General features: G+C 64.4%; 14 protein-coding genes. 9 read left to right on the forward strand and 5 right to left on the reverse strand.

The genetic code is table 11. The annotated features are described in order from the left end of the window. The first annotated feature begins 129 nt into the window (after positions 1–129). Both KA261_05200 and KA261_05205 read left to right on the forward strand, forming a co-directional pair. The gene (locus KA261_05200) at positions 130–1,050 is read left to right on the forward strand and encodes a DMT family transporter (protein MBP7697187.1); all 921 of its coding nucleotides are present in this window, start codon (positions 130–132) and stop codon (positions 1,048–1,050) included. 13 nt (positions 1,051–1,063) lie between these two features. After that, positions 1,064–2,038 (forward strand): hypothetical protein, encoded by a 975-nt coding sequence (locus KA261_05205; GenBank protein ID MBP7697188.1) that lies wholly within the window; start codon positions 1,064–1,066, stop codon positions 2,036–2,038. Between the two features lie 186 nt (positions 2,039–2,224). On the opposite strand, the gene raiA is transcribed toward KA261_05205, so the two are convergent. From raiA to KA261_05225, 4 genes are all read right to left on the reverse strand, one after another. Continuing rightward, the gene (raiA, locus tag KA261_05210) at positions 2,225–2,584 is read right to left on the reverse strand and encodes a ribosome-associated translation inhibitor RaiA (protein MBP7697189.1); all 360 of its coding nucleotides are present in this window, start codon (positions 2,582–2,584) and stop codon (positions 2,225–2,227) included. A gap of 258 nt (positions 2,585–2,842) precedes the next feature. Further along, complete coding sequence (gene rpoN / locus KA261_05215; protein ID MBP7697190.1) at positions 2,843–4,267, reverse strand: RNA polymerase factor sigma-54; 1,425 nt, start codon at positions 4,265–4,267, stop codon at positions 2,843–2,845. Positions 4,268–4,425: 158 nt separating this feature from the next. Beyond that, positions 4,426–5,151, reverse strand: a complete 726-nt coding sequence (gene lptB / locus KA261_05220; GenBank protein ID MBP7697191.1) for an LPS export ABC transporter ATP-binding protein — start codon at positions 5,149–5,151, stop codon at positions 4,426–4,428. A gap of 240 nt (positions 5,152–5,391) precedes the next feature. Then, the gene (locus KA261_05225) at positions 5,392–6,300 is read right to left on the reverse strand and encodes a class I SAM-dependent methyltransferase (GenBank protein MBP7697192.1); all 909 of its coding nucleotides are present in this window, start codon (positions 6,298–6,300) and stop codon (positions 5,392–5,394) included. 162 nt (positions 6,301–6,462) lie between these two features. On the opposite strand from KA261_05225, the gene hutU reads away from it, so the two are divergent. Then, complete coding sequence (gene hutU / locus KA261_05230) at positions 6,463–8,124, forward strand: urocanate hydratase (GenBank protein MBP7697193.1); 1,662 nt, start codon at positions 6,463–6,465, stop codon at positions 8,122–8,124. Positions 8,125–8,165: 41 nt separating this feature from the next. Here hutU and KA261_05235 read toward each other — a convergent pair whose 3' ends face one another. After that, positions 8,166–10,130, reverse strand: coding sequence for an LTA synthase family protein (locus KA261_05235; protein MBP7697194.1), 1,965 nt, complete (start codon positions 10,128–10,130; stop codon positions 8,166–8,168). Positions 10,131–10,397: 267 nt separating this feature from the next. Here KA261_05235 and KA261_05240 point away from each other — a divergent pair, with 267 nt between their 5' ends. The 6 genes from KA261_05240 to KA261_05265 all read left to right on the forward strand — a co-directional run bounded on the left by KA261_05240 (position 10,398) and on the right by KA261_05265 (position 17,002). Continuing rightward, the gene (locus KA261_05240; protein ID MBP7697195.1) at positions 10,398–11,606 is read left to right on the forward strand and encodes an imidazolonepropionase; all 1,209 of its coding nucleotides are present in this window, start codon (positions 10,398–10,400) and stop codon (positions 11,604–11,606) included. A gap of 26 nt (positions 11,607–11,632) precedes the next feature. Then, positions 11,633–12,130, forward strand: coding sequence for an LptE family protein (locus KA261_05245; GenBank protein ID MBP7697196.1), 498 nt, complete (start codon positions 11,633–11,635; stop codon positions 12,128–12,130). A gap of 232 nt (positions 12,131–12,362) precedes the next feature. Further along, positions 12,363–13,313, forward strand: a complete 951-nt coding sequence (locus KA261_05250; protein ID MBP7697197.1) for a PorV/PorQ family protein — start codon at positions 12,363–12,365, stop codon at positions 13,311–13,313. A 2-nt stretch (positions 13,314–13,315) separates the two neighbouring features. After that, positions 13,316–13,777: a hypothetical protein gene (locus KA261_05255; protein ID MBP7697198.1), complete on the forward strand. Its 462-nt coding sequence runs from the start codon at positions 13,316–13,318 to the stop codon at positions 13,775–13,777. Between the two features lie 662 nt (positions 13,778–14,439). After that, the gene (locus KA261_05260; protein ID MBP7697199.1) at positions 14,440–14,958 is read left to right on the forward strand and encodes a hypothetical protein; all 519 of its coding nucleotides are present in this window, start codon (positions 14,440–14,442) and stop codon (positions 14,956–14,958) included. Between the two features lie 505 nt (positions 14,959–15,463). Continuing rightward, a complete protein-coding gene (locus KA261_05265) occupies positions 15,464–17,002 on the forward strand; it encodes a YifB family Mg chelatase-like AAA ATPase (protein MBP7697200.1) in 1,539 nt (512 codons plus the stop codon). Positions 17,003–17,066 lie beyond the last annotated feature (64 nt).

Genomic DNA, 17,066 nt, shown 5'->3' on the forward strand with positions numbered 1-17,066 from the left:
ACTTGACGAAGTGCGCGGGCCGCCCTCGGTATGAACCCAGGTGCTTGTTATGCACCGGCGGACACACTGCCGCCGACAACAGTGTTTGCCGGAGAAACCGCCCTCCCCTATATTCGCCCGATGCCGTACGTGGGTGAAATTGCCGGTCTGGCCACCTCCGCCCTCTGGGCGATCACCTCGATCTTGTTCGCCGAGGGGGGCAAGCTCATCGGCTCGTTCAAGGTCAACAACATCCGGCTCGTTTTCGCCGCCGTCATCTACGCATCGCTGCTGACCATTCTCACCGGCTTGCCCTTTCCCCAGGATATCAACTCACGGCAGTTGTTCTGGCTCGGTCTTTCGGGATTGGTCGGCCTGGTGTTCGGCGACAGCTGCGGCTTCAAGGCGCTCGTGATGATCGGGCCGCGTCTGACCACGCTCATGTACGCCACCACTCCGATATGGACCACCGTCGTCGCGTGGATCTTCCTCGACGAGCGGCTCAACTGGCTCGATATCCTCGGCATCGTGGTCACGATCGCGGGGATTGTCTGGGTGATCTCGGAACGCCGGTTCAAGAAGATTGTCCCGAACGACATCGGCGAGAGCCACCCCGACGCCGGTTCGCTCTTCACTGGTCTGTTGCTGGGCGTCGGCGCCGCTCTGGGGCAGGCGGTCGGGCTAGTGATGGCCAAGCAGGGGATGGTGCACGCCGGCGGCGCGGTCGAGCCGATCGAGGCCTCGGCCGTCCGCATGGGCGTCTCGCTCGTCGCCATCTGGCTCATCTCCGGCCTGCGCGGGCAGATCCCCGCCACCGTGAAGGCGGCGCGCCACCTGCGCGCCATGAAATTCACCCTCGGCGGCGCGGTCTTCGGACCCTTCCTCGGCGTGTGGATGTCGCTGCTGGCGGTGCGCTACATCGAGGCGGGCGTCGCTTCGACGCTCAATTCCATGTCGCCGGTCATGATCCTGCCGCTCCTGATCATCATCTACCGGGAGCGGCCCTCGCTGCGCGCCTGGCTCGGCGCCATCGTCGCCGTGATCGGCGTCGCCATTCTCTTCCTGAACTGAGAGGAACCGGATGATGCGGTATCTGGACTACGATGCGTTCCGCGCTTTTCTCAGCCGCCGCTGCGGTTCCGAGGCCGAACGACGCGCCCGCTCGGTGGGGGTCGACCGCGCGCACGACTCCGGTTACCGCGATATCCGGCGCTTCTTCGGCCCCGAAGCCGTCGATCCCGGCCGGGTCGCCCTCGCGTACCGGGAAACACCGTTCCGGCTGGATGATCCGCTCGCGGCCTCGTTCGCCCGCCGCATCGAGACCCAGTTGCGCGCCGAGGGGCGTCTGCACCGGGGCCCGATGATTGCCGCGGTCGCCGAGGAGCATTTCGACTCCCCCTCCCCCCGTCTTGTGCTTCAGCCCTGCGACTACGGCCTCTTCGCCGGCGCCTGCTTCGCGCTCGACTTGCCCAACAGCGTTTTCTCCCCAGCCGGCGGCACGCTGCGCGAGTACCATCACGCCCGCGGCCTCCGCCTCCCCGCCGGGCTGGGCGTCTGCGGGCTGCTCGTCACCGAAGAGCCGGACCGCACCCGCCGCGTCCTGGTGGTGCGCCGGGCCGCCCACCTCGCCTCGTTGACCGGGTCGGTAGGCCCGTCGGCCGCGGGTTCGGTCGACTACGGGGTGAAATGGAAAACGCTGGAGGAGATGGCTCGCGCTGCCATGGCCGCAGAGATCGCCGAAGAACTCGGATTGACGCCGGCCGAGTACGCGATCACGCTGCTGGCCTACGCCGGTGAGTTGTTCCGCGGCGGGAAACCGCAGCTCTTCTGCCGCATCGACACCTCCCTGTCTGCGGCGACTGTCGCCGACCGCCTCGACGCTGTCGTCGCCCGCCTCGCGCGCGACGGCCGCCTGGCCGAGCACACCGATTTTGAATTTCTCCCGCTCGACGGCGCCGCCCGCCTCTCGGACACCGACGTCGCCCGACTCAATCACGAAGCGGCGATGAACTGGCGCCTGGCGGAAGAGAGCGCCGCAAGCACATCGCCGGGGCGCTAGCCTTCGGACCTGGGTCCGTCACGCGGCCTGCTGTTGATCCGGAGAAATCGCGCCTGTGCGAACGGGAGACTCGGCCTTGGCCGCCCCGTTTCGGCTCGACCGGCCCGCCGTCACCGGGCAGCCCCGGCAAAAAAGACCCGCCCCTGGCGGGGCGGGTCTTCAGAATCTTCCGGCTGTGATCGCAGCCTACATTTCCACGTCGTCGACATCGGTGGTCGGCCGCGTGAGCGACTCTTTCACCTCGGCGACTTCCTCCGGTTTGCGGTGTTTGAGTTTCCCCTTGTACTTCTTCAGCTGCCCCTTGACCTTGTCGACGGCCAGGTCGATGGAGTTGTACATGTCGTCGGTCTCCCCCCGCCCCTGAATGAGGTTGTTGAAGACGTTGACTTTGAGTTCGGCGACGCGCCGGTGGCGCTCGGCGTCGAGCACCATCTCGGCCGAGACGATGTTGTCAAAAAAGCGGGTGAGGCCGTCCATTTCGGCCTCGGCCTTCGCTCTGATTTCCGGGGTGAGGTCAAAGTGACGGGCGGTTACCTTTTTCAACATACGCTCGCTCCTTTCCCAACAGACGCGACAGGAAATGTTCTCGCGGCTCCATGTATGACGGCCTGCCCGGGGCAGGCGCAGCCAGCCGGACCGGGGTCCGGACACGCACTCCTCACTAGTTGATACGGTTGTGGCGACAGAGAGGTTCGGCAGCGGCCGCTGCCGACGGTGGCGACTGCACTTGACTGATCCATCCGATGGACTCTCTCTCGGCGGGCGTCGCTGCGGGCGCCCGCGGAAACAGGCCGGGTCGTTCGCTCAGCCCACCCGTTTGCGCAGGCGGGCCGGCTGGATCTTCAACTCTTCACGATACTTGGTCACCGTACGCCGGGCAAGCTTTATCCCCTCGGTGTTCAGAATGCGGTAGATTTCCTGGTCCGACAGGGGCTTGTCGGGCGGCTCGGCGGCGATGATCTCCTCGATCCGCTGCTTGACCGAGCGTTTCGACATCTCATCGCCGTTCTCGCGCTGGATGCCCGAGTTGAAGAAGTATTTGATCTCGTACACGCCGAGGGGCGTCTGCACGTACTTGCCGTTGGATACCCGGCTGATGGTGGCGACATTCATGCTCACCATCTGGGCGACGTCTTCCATGATGAGGGGCCGGAGGAAAGCCTGGCCGCGCTCGAAAAACTCCCGCTGGCGCTCCACGATCGCCTCCATCACCCGGATCATGGTGGACCGCCGCTGGTTGATCGCATTGAGCAGCCAGCGCGCCTGCTCGAGTTTCTGCTTGATGTACTCGCGTGTTTCCGGGGAGGCGCCCCGCCCCCGCCGCATGAGGCTCTTGTAGCCGGAGTTGATCTGCAGCCGGGGGATGTGGCTGTCGTTGTGGTAGACCACGAACTCGTCGCCGATCCGCTCGACAATGAGGTCCGGCACCACCGGCATGGCCGCCGGATCGAACCGTCCCTGGGCCGGTTTCGGCGAGAGCGACCGGATCGTCTCCATGGCCGCCTGCGCCCGCTCCACCGGCACGTTCATCATCTTGGCCACCTGGAGGATCGACTTCCGGTCCAGCTCATTGATGTGCTCGTCGACAATCCGCCACGCGAGCGTCCCCTCCAGCGCCTTCTCCCGAAGCTGGATGAGCAGGCACTCCCGAAGATCCCGGGCGGCCACCCCGGTCGGGTCAAAGCGCTGGATCATCTCCAGCACCGCCTGGATCTTCTGCGCCTCCGTCTTCAGCTCTTTGGCCATCTCCGGGACGCTGATGCTCAGGTAACCGTCGGGCGCGACGTTCCCGATAATGTACTCCCCGATCAACTGCTCTTCCTCGGAGAGTTTCAGGAGCATGAGCTGTTCGTTGAGGTGGTCGTAGAGGTTGGCCGAAGCCGCGGCCGTTCCCTCGAAGCGGTCCTCATCCGACTCCCGGGTTTCCCGGACCTTGTACCCCTCCTCGTCGTCAAAGAGGTACTGGTCCCAGTCCACTTCGGCCTTCTCCTCGGCGCGCTCCGGCTCGGCGACGTCGAACTCGGCTTCCTGTTCGACCTCGACGTCCTGTTCGGCCTCGAGCTCCTCGACCTCCTCAAGCATCGGGTTGATCGCCAGTTCCTGGCGGATCTTCTGCTCGAGTTTGAGCGCCGGCATCTGCAGCATTTTCAGCGACTGGATCAGCTGCGGCGCCATCACCAGCGACTGCCTGAGCGTCTGCCTCTGGGACAATCCGACATTGAGCTTCATTGCCAGTAACCCGTTATCATGCAAACCATCCGACGGTGCGGTCTGTGCCTCTCTGCTAGGTGTATCGGAATCGATCGGGCGGGTGTTTACGACCGGGCGGCCGTTCGTTCATTTATTAGACAGACGGTCGGTTGGCGGTCCGACCCGGCAGGATGCTCTCAGTTCAATCGGAACTTCTCTCCCAGGTAGATCTTCCGCGCTTCCGGATCATTCGCCAGAAAGTCAGCTGTCCCCGCTTTCAGGATCGTTCCGTCGCACATTATGTAGGCCCGGTCGCAGATCGAGAGCGTCTCCCGGACGTTGTGGTCCGTGATGAGCACTCCGAGCCCGCGTTCGACCAGCCGGGCGATAATACTCTGAATGTCCTCCACGGCAATCGGGTCGATGCCGGCGAACGGTTCGTCCAGGAGCATGAATTTCGGCCGGTTCACGAGCGCCCGCGTGATCTCCACCCGCCGCCGCTCCCCGCCCGACAGCGTGTACGCCTTGTGCTTGCGCAGGTGCGTGATATCCAGCTCGGCGAGCAGCTCTTCCAGCCGCCGCCGCCGGTCTTTGCGCCCCAGCCCCTGGAACTGGAGAATCGCCAGGATATTCTCCTCGACCGTGAGCTTGCGGAAAACGGACGCTTCCTGCGCAAGATACCCGATCCCCCGCCGCGCCCGCTTGTACATCGGCAGCCGCCCGATATTCTTGCCGCCCAATACGACTTTGCCTCCGTCCGGACGGATAAACCCGATAATCATGTAGAAAGTCGTGGTTTTGCCCGCCCCGTTCGGTCCCAGAAGCCCAACCACCTCCCCCTGCTTGACTTCGATTGAGACTCCCCGAACAACCGCTCGCTTGCGGTAGAACTTGGTGAGATCGTCCGATTCGAGCGTGACCATAATCAAATATACCAAACTCAAACGTTTAATCCAGCATAATTTTTGCTGATTAGGATATGAGCGCTTAAGTAGCTATAATAATTGTACTTAATATTTTCCGTTTCCGACGCCTCGGTTTTTCCTAATCCACCGTCACCACTTTTTCTACATTTTTATGACTGATTGGACGCGCCATAAGAGACCTGGCCGAGTGTTTTTTTCCACCGGCCCTCGCTGGATACTTCCCAAGGCCCCGTCCCCCTACCGCTTTCTTGCCCGTATCCTCAGGAATCGCAAATGGATAACTACCTCGTGTCGTTTGCAGAAGTCCGCCAGCCCCCCCTCGCCCGGCACCAGCGGCCGCTTGCCCATCGGGCGAATCCGCACCGGGGCAAACCCGATCCCGGCCAGCACCTCCCGAAACCCGCGCTCCATCGCCGGGAACAGCTCCTTCAACTTCGCCACCATCTCGGGCGGGCACTTATCGGTGAGCTTATGGTCGGGGAGCACCTCCACCGCATAGAACCATCCCCCTGGCCGCAACACCCGGAAGGCCTCGCGGATCGCCTCGAACTGGCGGCCGATATTCGAGATTCCCGCCATGCTCACCACCGCCGCGACCGTTCGCGAGGCGAACGGCATCTCGGCGGCGTCAAACTGCGCAAACCGCAGGTTGGGCCAGCGCGCCGCGGTGCGCGCGAACTGCTGCCACTGCCGCAGGGGCCACAGGCCGATATCGTTCATCAGGTAATGCGCGTGCGGATTCAGGTCGAGCACCACCATCGCCGCCCCCCCTCCGGGTCCCACCGCCAGCTCCACAATCGGCCCCCGGCTGGCCGCGATCGACCTCAGCCAGGGGAGGTAGACCTCGTGGTCCGGCCACTGGTTCACCATGTAGTCGTAGTTGCGCTCGATCAACCGGTCGGGTTTGACGCCGCGCCGCCGGAACTCGGCCTCCCGGAGCGCCTCGTCATCCCACCCGTTTCCATCGCCAAGATGAAACCGCGGGATTCCATCCTCGACCGGGAACGAGACCCTCCCGTCCTCGGTGACCAGCAGGCCGTCGGTCCAGCGACCGATTTTGTCAAGGCCTCCCCGGTAGTGCAACCGGCGATGGTCCCCCGGGTTTGAGAAGAGCGACTCGATCTCCGGGCCGTTTCGACTTGTCATGTGCATTACCCCGGTTGCCGGCGGCGCCGCCGCCGGCGCTGTTCTCAATGTACTATGCGATCACCGCGCGCACAATCCATATCCGTGGCCGCCCCCCTTGCCCCCTGCTTCGCCGTGTCCTATATTGGTGTATCATGACGGCCTGACCCAAGGAGATCGACCATGCCCGATAAAACCATCCGCGCCCCCCGAGGCAACCGGCTGCACTGCAAAGGCTGGCACCAGGAAGCCGCCTTCCGCATGATCCAGAACAACCTCGACCCCGAGGTCGCCGAGAAACCGGGGGAACTGATCGTGTACGGCGGGATGGGCAAAGCCGCCCGCAACTGGGACTCATTCCGCGCCATTCTGAAGTCGCTGCGGACGCTCGAGAACGACGAGACCCTGCTCGTGCAGTCCGGCAAACCGGTGGGTATCTTCCGCACTCACGACTACGCTCCCCGCGTGCTGCTGGCCAACTCGAACCTCGTCCCCGCCTGGGCCACCTGGGACTATTTTCGCAAACTCGACGCCCTCGGTCTCATCATGTACGGCCAGATGACCGCCGGCAGCTGGATCTACATCGGCAGCCAGGGGATCATTCAGGGAACCTACGAGACGTTCATGGCCGCCGCCCGGAAGCACTTCGGCGGCGACCTCGCCGGGCGGTGGATTCTCACCGGCGGGATGGGGGGGATGGGCGGGGCCCAGCCGCTGGCCGCGACCATGGCCGGCGCCACAATCCTCGTGGTCGAGGTCGACGAGACCCGCATCGACCGCCGGGTCAAGCAGGGTTTCTGCGACGTCAAAGTGCGCACGCTCGACGAGGCGCTCAAGCTGATCGAGACGCACACTCAGGCGGGGGCGCAGCCCATTTCGATCGGCCTGGTCGCCAACGCCGCCACCGTCTTCTCGCAGCTCCACCGCCTGGGCGTCTACCCCGATATGATTACCGATCAGACCTCGGCCCACGACGAGCTCAACGGCTACATCCCCGAGGGTCTGACCCCGGCCGAGGCGGCCGCGCTGCGCCGGAAGAACCCGGCCGACTACATCAAGCGGTCCTACCGGTCGATGGTCAAGCACTGCGAGGCCATGGTCCGCTACCACGAGGATGGCGCGATTGTCTTTGACTACGGCAACAACCTCCGCGGCCAGGCGGAGAAGGGGGGGCTGAAAAACGCTTTCTCCTACCCCGGATTTGTCCCGGCCTATATCCGCCCGCTGTTTTGCGAGGGCAAGGGTCCGTTCCGCTGGGCGGCGCTCTCCGGCAAGCCCGCGGATATCGACGTCACCGACCGGATTGTGAAGTCGAATTTCAGCTCCAACGCGCCGCTCATGCGCTGGATCGACCTGGCCCGAAAGCGTATCCCGTTCCAGGGTCTCCCGGCGCGCATCTGCTGGCTCGGCTACGGCGAGCGCGCCCGCTTCGGCGAGGTGCTCAACGATTACATCAGGAAGGGGAAGATTTCGGCTCCGGTCGTGATCGGCCGCGACCATCTCGACACCGGCTCGGTCGCTTCGCCCTACCGCGAGACCGAGGGGATGAAGGACGGTTCCGACGCGATCGCCGACTGGCCGCTGCTGAACGCCCTGCTCAACACCGCCTCCGGCGCCTCGTGGGTGTCAATCCACCACGGCGGCGGCGTGGGGATGGGCAACGCCATCCACGCCGGTCAGGTCATTGTCGCCGACGGGACCAAAATGATGGCCGCACGCCTCCAGCGTGTCCTCACCAACGACCCCGGCAGCGGCATCATCCGCCACGCCGACGCCGGCTACGCGGAGGCGATCAAAGCGGCGCGGGCGCACAAGATCAAGATCCCCATGCGGACGCGGAAATAGCCGCGGGGACGGGGCGCCGGTCCGCCCGGACGGCGCCGCGCTCACGATTCGGGGCAGCGGTGCCGCCCCGTCGTGAACAGCAGGTACAGACTCTGCAGGTAGGCCTCCAGGTCGCGGTTCAGCGCCTGTTGCAGACTGTCGTCGCGGTATGGCCGTTCCTGCATCATCCGCCCTTCAGAATCCAGAGGATAGAGGACGGAGGCCGTGTCGCGGATGTCCCGGACCAGAACGCGGCCGCCTTTGCGGTAATACAGCACGCTGTTGTTCCGCATGACGGCGAATCCCCGGTCTTCGGGAAGCGCCAGGAGATCGCGGCCGAGGAAGTGGAAGGGCCGGGGGTAGCCGATCAGGTGCATGAGCGTCGTGGCGATGTCCGCCTGGCTGCCCACGGTCGACACGGTCCGGCCTCCCGGAATCAACCCCGGCGCGTAGAGCAGGCAGGGAATCTGAAAGCGCTTGAAATAGCGGTCGGCTCGGTCCCGAATCTCCCCGTGATCGGCGACGATCACGAAGATCGTGCGGCGAAAATAGGGCTTGTCACGTTCTCCGTCCAAAAACCGCGCGAGGGCGTAGTCGGAGTAGGCGAAGGCGGCCCGGGCCCGGTCTCCGGCATACTGCGGCCGCGCGGCCGCGAACTCCGGGGGAATATCGTGCGGCGTGTGGTTGGACGACGTCATAACCACGCTCAGCACCGGCTCCCCCTCGGCCTGGCCGGACAGGTACGCACTAACTTTGGCGAACAGGTCCTCATCGGAGACGCCCCACTTGCCGACGAAGCGGGGCGCGGCGAAGTCCCTTTGATCGACGATCAGATCGAACCCTCCCTGCCGCATGAAGAAACCCATGTGGTCGAACCCGGCATCGTAGCCGTAGAAGAAACTCGTCCGGTATCCGTAGGCGCGCAGCAGCGTCCCCAGCGTCGAGAACGACTCCGTCCCCCGCCGCCGCGTGAGGAACAACTCCAAGAGCGAGGGGAACGAGGCCACCGTGCTGACCAGACCGTGGTGCGTCCTGGTGCCGGCGCCATAGAAGTTCGTAAAGAGAATTCCCTCGTGCGCCAGGCGGTCGAACCCGGGCGAGTCGCCGATCCCGCCGGGACAGAGCGCTCCCACCCCGCTGGCGGTGAACCCTTCCATGAGAATGATCACGATGTTGGGTTTGGCCACGGCGAGGGGCGCGGGCCGGCGAAGTTCCCGGGCGAACGGAAATCTTCCCTCGCTCGCCGCCTCATCGTCGCCGATAATCTCCCGACGCACCCTCTGCAGCGCCTCCTCCGGAGGCCCGAAGGCATAGTCGATGTCCCCGAAGTCGCGCTCCCAGATCCGCTTCTGATGGTAGGCTTTGAGGAGCGTGTACACGCCGTTCAGCGAGAGCTGGGTGAGCGCCTGGTTGCCGGAGGAGAATAAGCCGAGCCGCCAGAAGGGTTCGCCCACCCACAGGAAGGTGAGGGCGGCGAGAAGCAGTCCGACGGTGATCCCCGAGATGACCCGGCGCGCCCCTCGGCGGGAATACCCGCCGACCCGAGAGCGGGCGCGCAGCGCCAGGATGAAAGCGGTCAGGACCGCCAGCCACACGATCGTGACAATCACGACCGACCACCCGGAGGCGATCGTCTGCAGAATCGGCGCCATCTGGTCCAGGTTTTCGAAAACGAGGACGTTCAGGCGGGAGTCGAACATGTCAAAGTAGGCGATATCGGCCAGATTGATGAAGAAGTAGAGGCCGAACAGAATCGCGCACAGGCCGAGGAAGACGCGCCGCGCGGCGGTGCGGCCCGCGGCGAGCGCCGCCAGCGCGATCAGCCACGCCGCCAGGAGGGTGCACGCGGTCACCGAGGAATCGATCACCGCCCCGCCGAGAAAGGCCCGCGCCAGTTCCGTCCCCGCCGCGCCGCGGAAAAGCGCCGCGTGCCAGGCGAGAAACCCGAGGCGCAGCAGGAAGAACACCACAAGCGCGCTCAGGTAAGTGCGGATGACCGGAAGACCGGTGCTGTCGGACGCCGGCATGGTACCCTGCCTGTGAATGGTCGGCGACGCGGTGCGGCCGCGCGGCGGGTCGCGCCCCGCCCGGTTTCTCCGGACGCCGAGCCCCGACCCGGGCGCAGTATGCCGCGCGCCGACCCCGCTTGTCAAATTGTATTAGCGCGGGCGCGGCGGTTGTGTATATTCGGGCCGTAGACCGAACCGGACGACGAGAAACCGAAGGACAGACGCACGTTGCCGCCGAACAAGAAAGCCACCCTTTTGGTCAAAAACGCCGGCCAGGTGATCACGATGGCCGGCCCGGTCCCCCGCCTCGGCCCCGCTCTCCGCGACATCGGGCTGATCGCGCACGGCGCGATCGCCGCCGCCGGCGATGAGATCGTCGCCGTCGGCCCATCCGACGACATCGAACGCCACACCCGGCTCGCCGAAAACTGCACCGTCATCGACGCCAAAGGGGCGGTCGTCACCCCCGGCCTCATCGATCCCCACACCCACCCGGTCTTCTCCATGACGCGCGAGAAGGAGTTCGAAATGCGCATCGAGGGGAAGACCTACATGGAGATCGCCGCGGCCGGCGGCGGCATCCGCGCCTCCGTCCGCGACCTCCGCTCCGCCGACCGCGCGGTCCTGCTCGAACAGACGCGGAGGCGTGTCGCCCGGATGCTCCGCTACGGCATGACAACGATTGAGGCCAAGTCCGGGTACGGCCTTTCGACCGAGTCCGAGCTCCGCCAGCTCGAGATTATCCGCGAGGTCGACCAGCAGTGCCCGATCGATCTGATACCGACGTTCCTCGGCGCGCACGAAGTCCCCGATGAATACCGCGAGCGTCGGAGCGAGTATGTGGACCTGCTCGTCGGCGAAATGATCCCGGCGGTGGCCGCGGCCAAACTGGCCGAATTCTCCGACATCTTCACCGAGGTCGGCGTGTTCGAGATCGAGGATTCGCGCCGCATTCAGCAGGCCGCCAAGGAGGCCGGGCTGAAGCTGAAATTCCACGCCGATGAGATCAAGCCGCTGGGCGGCGCCGAGCTGGCCGCCGCCATGGGCGCGGTCTCGGCCGACCACCTCGTCCATGTATCCGAACGGGGGATCAAGGCCCTGGCCGCCGCCGGCACGGTGGCGGTCCTGCTGCCCGGAACTTCCTTCTCCCTCGCCTCGTCCTATGCCCCGGCGCGGAAGATGATCGAGGGCGGCGTGACGGTCGCACTCTCGACCGACTGCAACCCGGGTTCAAGCTGCACCGAGTCGCTCCCCTTCATCGTGTCGCTGGCGGCGCTCCAGTTGAAGATGACGGCCGCCGAGGCGCTGGCCGCGGTGACGGTCAACGCCGCCTGCGCCGTCGACCGGGCCGCGACTCTCGGCCGCCTCGTCCCTGGCCTGCGCGCCGATCTGGTGATCTGGGACATGAACGACTACCGGGAGCTTCCTTACCACTATGCGGTCAATCTCGTCTCCCGGGTGATCAAGAACGGAAAAGTGGTCGTGAGCCAATGAGCGGCCCGCGCGAGGAGAGAACGATCATGCATCGCCAGGCGTATCGGTCGGTTGCCGCGGCCCTGTTTCTCACAGGCTTGGGGCTTTCCTGCGGCGTGTACACATTTAACCCGGCGGGGAAATCTTCGATCAAAACCATCGCCGTCTCCCGGTTTGAAAACCAGACGGTCGAGCTCGCGCTGACCGATCAGATCACCGATGGCGTCATCGACGCCTTCATTGCCGACGGCACGCTGGCGGTGGCGCCCGAGGATGCCGCCGACGCCGTGCTCGCCGGCACGCTGGTGAGCTACACGCGCGCCCCCTATCAGTACACCTCCGGCGACGCCGTGCAGTCGTACCGCGTGACCATGGATTTCGACATCGCCCTCGTCAATCCGAAGGACAATTCCGAGATCTGGAAAGAGCGCATGAGCCAGATCGGCATCTACGATCCCGCCACCGAGACGGAGGAGGATGCACAGCGGAAGGCGATTCAGAACCTCGTCCAGGCAATCCTCAACCGCACCACGAAGAGCTGGTGAGGGCGTGATCGGCGGCGGAGCGCCGGATTCTTTCCGCGGCTGGGGAGTATAAGAACCGGACCGGGCGTAGGCCCGCTCCTCCCGTTTGCGCCGGGCTGCTCCCGGGGGACCCTCCCGGGGCCCGCCGGCGCCGCATCGCCCCGGGCGTCCGCCGGCCTTTGGCCGGGCGCGCCCTATTGCTGTTGACAGCCGCGGCGCGGAACCGTATCATCGCTCTGGAAGGATGGCACCAATGACGCGAACCCTGTACCTCGCGGCCGCAGGTTGTGCGGTCGCGCTGCTTCTGTCGGCCGCCGGCGCGGCTGCCGGTGAGGCCAATTCGCGAGCCGGCACGAGCGCCTTCTCGTTTCTGAAAATCGACGTGGGCGCCCGGGCGGTCGCCATGGGCGGCGCCGGCACCGGGCTGGCCGATGATGAATCGGCCCTCTACTACAATCCGGCCGGCATCGTCGGCTTCGAACAGCGCCGTTTTGTCGGGGGCTACCACAGCTACTTCGCCGACATGCAGTCCGGGTTCGTCGGCTACATCGCCCCGATCGGCCTGACCAAGGCGGTCGGCGCCTACCTGTCGTACCTCAACTACGGCGACTTCGTCGAAACCGACCCGACCGGCGCCGTCCTCGGCACCTTCAGCGGCGGCGACCTTCTGTTCGCCGTGAGCGGCGCGGTGCAGCCGCGGTACGGTCTCGCGCTCGGCGCCACCGTTAAGTTCATCTACGAGAGTCTGCACAATTACACGGCCACCGGCGCGGCCGTCGACCTGGGCGGCCGCTACAGCACCAACCGGGACCGGCTGATTGTCGGCCTGGCCGTCCAGCACCTCGGGGTCCAGTTCTCCGGCCTGGGGACCGAGAAGGACCGGCTGCCGCTGACGGTCCGCGGCGGTGCGGCCCTCCGCCCCCGCGGCCTTCCCCTTACGCTCGCGGGCGACCTCATTGTCCCCGTCGACAACGATCCCTCGATCGCCCTCGGTCTGGAATACGTGGAGCTTAAGCCGCTCTACCTGCGGATCGGCTGGAACAGTTTCGGTTCGAACTACCGGACGGGCGACTCTGATGATTCCTGGGCCGGACTCGGCCTCGGCGTCGGTTTCGACATCAAAACCTATCACATATCCTACGCCTTCGCTCCCGGGGCGGAGCTGGGCGACAGTCACCGCTTCACCTTTTCCGGGGGGATTTGACCATGAGAGTGCACCTGCTTCTCTCGGCCGCCCTGCTGAGCCTCGCCGCCGCCCTGGTCGGCTGCGGCTCGGGCAAACCGTCCGACCCCAAAACCGCCGTCATCGCCATGTTCGGAGCCATGGAGAAAAACGACAAGGCGACCCTCGCCCACCTGCTCGACCTGGGCGAGCTGATGAAGAATCTCAACGAAGATTACGCCCTGCAGACCGATGAGCCGCGTCACTTCACCAGCCCGGAGCAAATCCTCGAGGACCTCACCGACGGCGGCAAGACCAAGGAACGCTGGTTCGCATACCAGCGGATTGTCAACGAGGTGGAGATGACCGCGGACGATCTCGCTACCGTCGAGGTCACGTTTGTCGACAAGGAGGCTTCGAAGGGATACCGAACCAAGTTCGGCCTTCACGTGGTCAACGATCGCTGGAAGATATATACGTTCAACGCCTTCCCGACCGGATCTTAGTTCGCCGGGAAAGGGCGCGCCACGTGCGTGAAAGACACGGCGGCACGAGTCCTCGGACTCGTGCCTTCTTTATGGCCCCGGGGGATCGAAGTCAGGTCGTGCGATGGCGAGGCGGGGCTGCACCGTTCCCTTCGCCTCCGGCGACCGGGCCGACTCCGGCCAAAAAAAGAAGCCCACCATGCGCCATGCTCAGGGACAGAGGGGGAAATCCCCGGACAACGGTCATCATGGCAAGCTTCTAAATCTTCCACGTACCCCGCTCGTCAAAATTATAGGCTACCCCTCCTTGTTTGTCAAACACTTATCCACACGAATTCAAAGGGAGAGCGTGTGAAAATTGAGGGTTTTTCCGCTTCTCCTCCATGGAGCCGTCTGTAATAAACTGTAATAAAATAACTTAATATTTACTGCGTGAGACCTCGACCGGATTTGGCCGGTCCATCATTCACGACCGGGTTTTGGGGGCACGGCCACCCACCGCGCCAATTTCTGCGCCTCCGCGGACTCCGGCCGGCGGTTGACGACACGTGCGATTGCGCTGAACGCAGCGAATGTGGCGGCCGTCTAAAAAATGGAGAGATTGCACGATTGGGGTTGTGCCGTTTCGGCCGGCCGCGTATATTGACCAACCGTTACGGTGTTACGGAGGAGAAAAGGACGCAATGAAGAAGAACATTGGATTACTGGTCATCTTGCTGGTTGCCGTGGTCGGTGTCATGATGGGTACGGCCTGCCGCGACGATTACTACCTACCAGCTCCGCCAAGTATCGAAGGGTGCTATACCGGCACGTACACGTACGTTTCCCAAAGCGGCAGCGAGGTGGTCGTATCCAAGGAGCAGGTGATCACGGCTTCCTTCACTGAAACCAAGTTCTTTTTGGATGCCGACACATTGGCGGAAGGCTACAACAAGATCGCCTGTTTCTGCGTGGGTCGCTTTTTCTATTCCATCTCGGACCGCGTGCAAATTGAGCCGATCGATGATCGGCCGCTCATCGGACCGGGCTGCGACTCGTGTGATCCGGATGAATCGCCGACAGGCACGTTTCAGCTCTATCGGCCGGGCAATGACGTGAAATTGGAGTGCATTGAGACGGTGACGAGTGACGGCGGCTCGCAGTTGAAGGTCACGAAGACTCTGATGTTGACGCGGGTGGCATGTCCGAGTACCGGAGCGTAGCAGCATTCGTACAGATGGCGGTCCTTTTCGAGTTTGACGGCAGGCGGTGAGCCTGCCGTTTTTTTTGACGGCGTCACGTCTCACGTCAAGCGGCGGGCCGCCACAAGCGCGGCCGGGGGGCCGGACTGGGTGACGCCCCGCCTGGATGTTGTTGCTGTACTTGCGGTAAACATCACATCAGGCACGCGCCCCGGCAGACTTTTACGAGTGGCTGGGCCGCACCCGCCTTCCCGGCCGCGGGTGAGCGGGCGCTACCCGGTTCGCACATGGCTTCAATGACAGCCGGGGCCCACTCCGGTCCACCCGACCAGAGCCGAAAAAAGTGATTTCTCTTCGACTGCTCCTGCTGCATAATGTCACTATAATGATGTAACTTGTCCCAGGTTAAACCAGCGTTGTCCTGGTCCGGCGCGCCCGGTACGCACACTCGATCCTGTTGGGCGCGCCCTTGAGAGCCCAGGGACGCCACGAAGCGGCGCCCCGGCGCCGGGGGAGGGATTCAGAAGTGCTTGCCAAGATCTTCTCGGCATCAACCTTCGGGGTCGACGCCTATACGGTCGAGGTCGAGGCGGACATTCAGCAGCAATTGCCCGCTTTTGTCACCGTCGGTCTGCCCGATGGCGCGGTGCGCGAGTCCAAAGAACGCGTCACCTCAGCCATCAAGAACTCCGATTTCGTGTTTCCCGCCAAGCGCGTCACGATCAATCTCGCCCCGGCCGACATCAAGAAAGAAGGCTCTGCTTTCGACCTGCCGATCGCGGTCGGCATTTTCGCGGCCACCGGCCAGATACTCCGCGACCGGTTCGACGAATACGTCATGCTCGGCGAGCTCTCGCTCGATGGTGCGCTGCGCGCTGTTCCCGGCGTGCTCCCCATGGCCATGAACTTCCACACCGGCAACGGGATCAAAGGGATCATTGTCCCCAAGGACAACGCCCGCGAGGCGGCCATGGCCGACAGCGTCCCCGTCTACCCGGTCGATTCGCTCAAAGACGTCATCGCCTTCCTCGAGGACGAGTCCTCGATCGCCCCGTTCAAGGTCGACATCGAGTCGGTCTTCAACGAAGCCTACCGGTATGCGATCGACTTTGCCGATGTCAAGGGCCAGGAGGCGGCCAAGCGGGCCCTGGAGGTGGCCGCGGCCGGCGGCCACAACATTATCATGATCGGCCCTCCCGGGTCGGGCAAGACCATGCTGGCGCGCCGCGTACCGACCATCCTGCCCGACCTCACCATCGAAGAAGCCTTGGAGACCACCAAGATTCATTCGGTCGCCGGCCGCCTGCCCACCGGCGCCGCCCTCATCGCCACCCGCCCGTTTCGCTCGCCGCACCATTCGATTTCCTACGCCGGTCTCGTGGGCGGGGGAGCCGTCCCCAAACCGGGCGAAGTCTCTCTCGCTCACCACGGCGTGCTGTTTCTCGATGAACTCCCCGAATTCAAGAAAGACATCCTCGAAATGCTGCGCCAGCCGATGGAGGACAACGAGGTGACTATCTCGCGTGCGAGCACCACGATCACCTACCCGGCCGGGTTCATGCTCGTGGCCGCCATGAACCCCTGCCCCTGCGGCTATTTCGGCGACCCGAGCCACGAGTGCAACTGCTCCTCGAGCGAGATTCAGCGCTACATGGCGCGCATCTCGGGACCGCTCATGGACCGCATCGACATCCACATCACCGTCCCGTCGGTGAATTTCAAAGACCTCTCCTCGGAGACCTGCGGCGAGAAATCGACTGTCATCCGGGCCCGGGTCAACCGCGCCCGCCAGCGCCAGATTGCCCGGTTCGAGGAGGAGAAACGGATCTTCTGCAACGCCCACATGGAGTCGAAGGATATCCGGAAGTACTGCCTGATCGACGACAAGTCGCAGGCGCTCTTGGCGACCGCGATCACGCGCCAGGGGCTGTCGGCCCGGGCCTATGACCGCATTCTGAAAGTCGCGCGGACGATCGCCGATCTTGGCGACAGCGACCACATCGACCTTGGCCACATCGCGGAGGCGATTCACTACCGGACCCTCGACCGGCAGTTGTGGATGTGAGGGGCAAGTGAAGGCGCACGAGCGGGGCGCGGCGTCCGCCGGCCGCACCCTGTCAGGGGGCAGT

It is taken from the genome of Candidatus Zixiibacteriota bacterium (genome assembly GCA_017999435.1).
Classification (GTDB): domain Bacteria; phylum Zixibacteria; class MSB-5A5; order GN15; family FEB-12; genus JAGNLV01.

Bases quoted from the DNA above. Each gene is read 5' to 3' on its own strand.
- lptB (MBP7697191.1), bottom strand. From the start codon at position 5,151: ATGGTCACGCTCGAATCGGACGATCTCACCAAGTTCTACCGCAAGCGA.
- raiA (MBP7697189.1), bottom strand. From the start codon at position 2,584: ATGTTGAAAAAGGTAACCGCCCGTCACTTTGACCTCACCCCGGAAATC.
- KA261_05235 (MBP7697194.1), bottom strand. From the start codon at position 10,130: ATGCCGGCGTCCGACAGCACCGGTCTTCCGGTCATCCGCACTTACCTG.
- KA261_05205 (MBP7697188.1), top strand. From the start codon at position 1,064: ATGCGGTATCTGGACTACGATGCGTTCCGCGCTTTTCTCAGCCGCCGC.
- KA261_05255 (MBP7697198.1), top strand. From the start codon at position 13,316: ATGAGAGTGCACCTGCTTCTCTCGGCCGCCCTGCTGAGCCTCGCCGCC.
- KA261_05240 (MBP7697195.1), top strand. From the start codon at position 10,398: ATGGCCGGCCCGGTCCCCCGCCTCGGCCCCGCTCTCCGCGACATCGGG.
- KA261_05225 (MBP7697192.1), bottom strand. From the start codon at position 6,300: ATGACAAGTCGAAACGGCCCGGAGATCGAGTCGCTCTTCTCAAACCCG.
- KA261_05260 (MBP7697199.1), top strand. From the start codon at position 14,440: ATGAAGAAGAACATTGGATTACTGGTCATCTTGCTGGTTGCCGTGGTC.
- hutU (MBP7697193.1), top strand. From the start codon at position 6,463: ATGCCCGATAAAACCATCCGCGCCCCCCGAGGCAACCGGCTGCACTGC.
- KA261_05245 (MBP7697196.1), top strand. From the start codon at position 11,633: ATGCATCGCCAGGCGTATCGGTCGGTTGCCGCGGCCCTGTTTCTCACA.
- rpoN (MBP7697190.1), bottom strand. From the start codon at position 4,267: ATGAAGCTCAATGTCGGATTGTCCCAGAGGCAGACGCTCAGGCAGTCG.
- KA261_05250 (MBP7697197.1), top strand. From the start codon at position 12,363: ATGACGCGAACCCTGTACCTCGCGGCCGCAGGTTGTGCGGTCGCGCTG.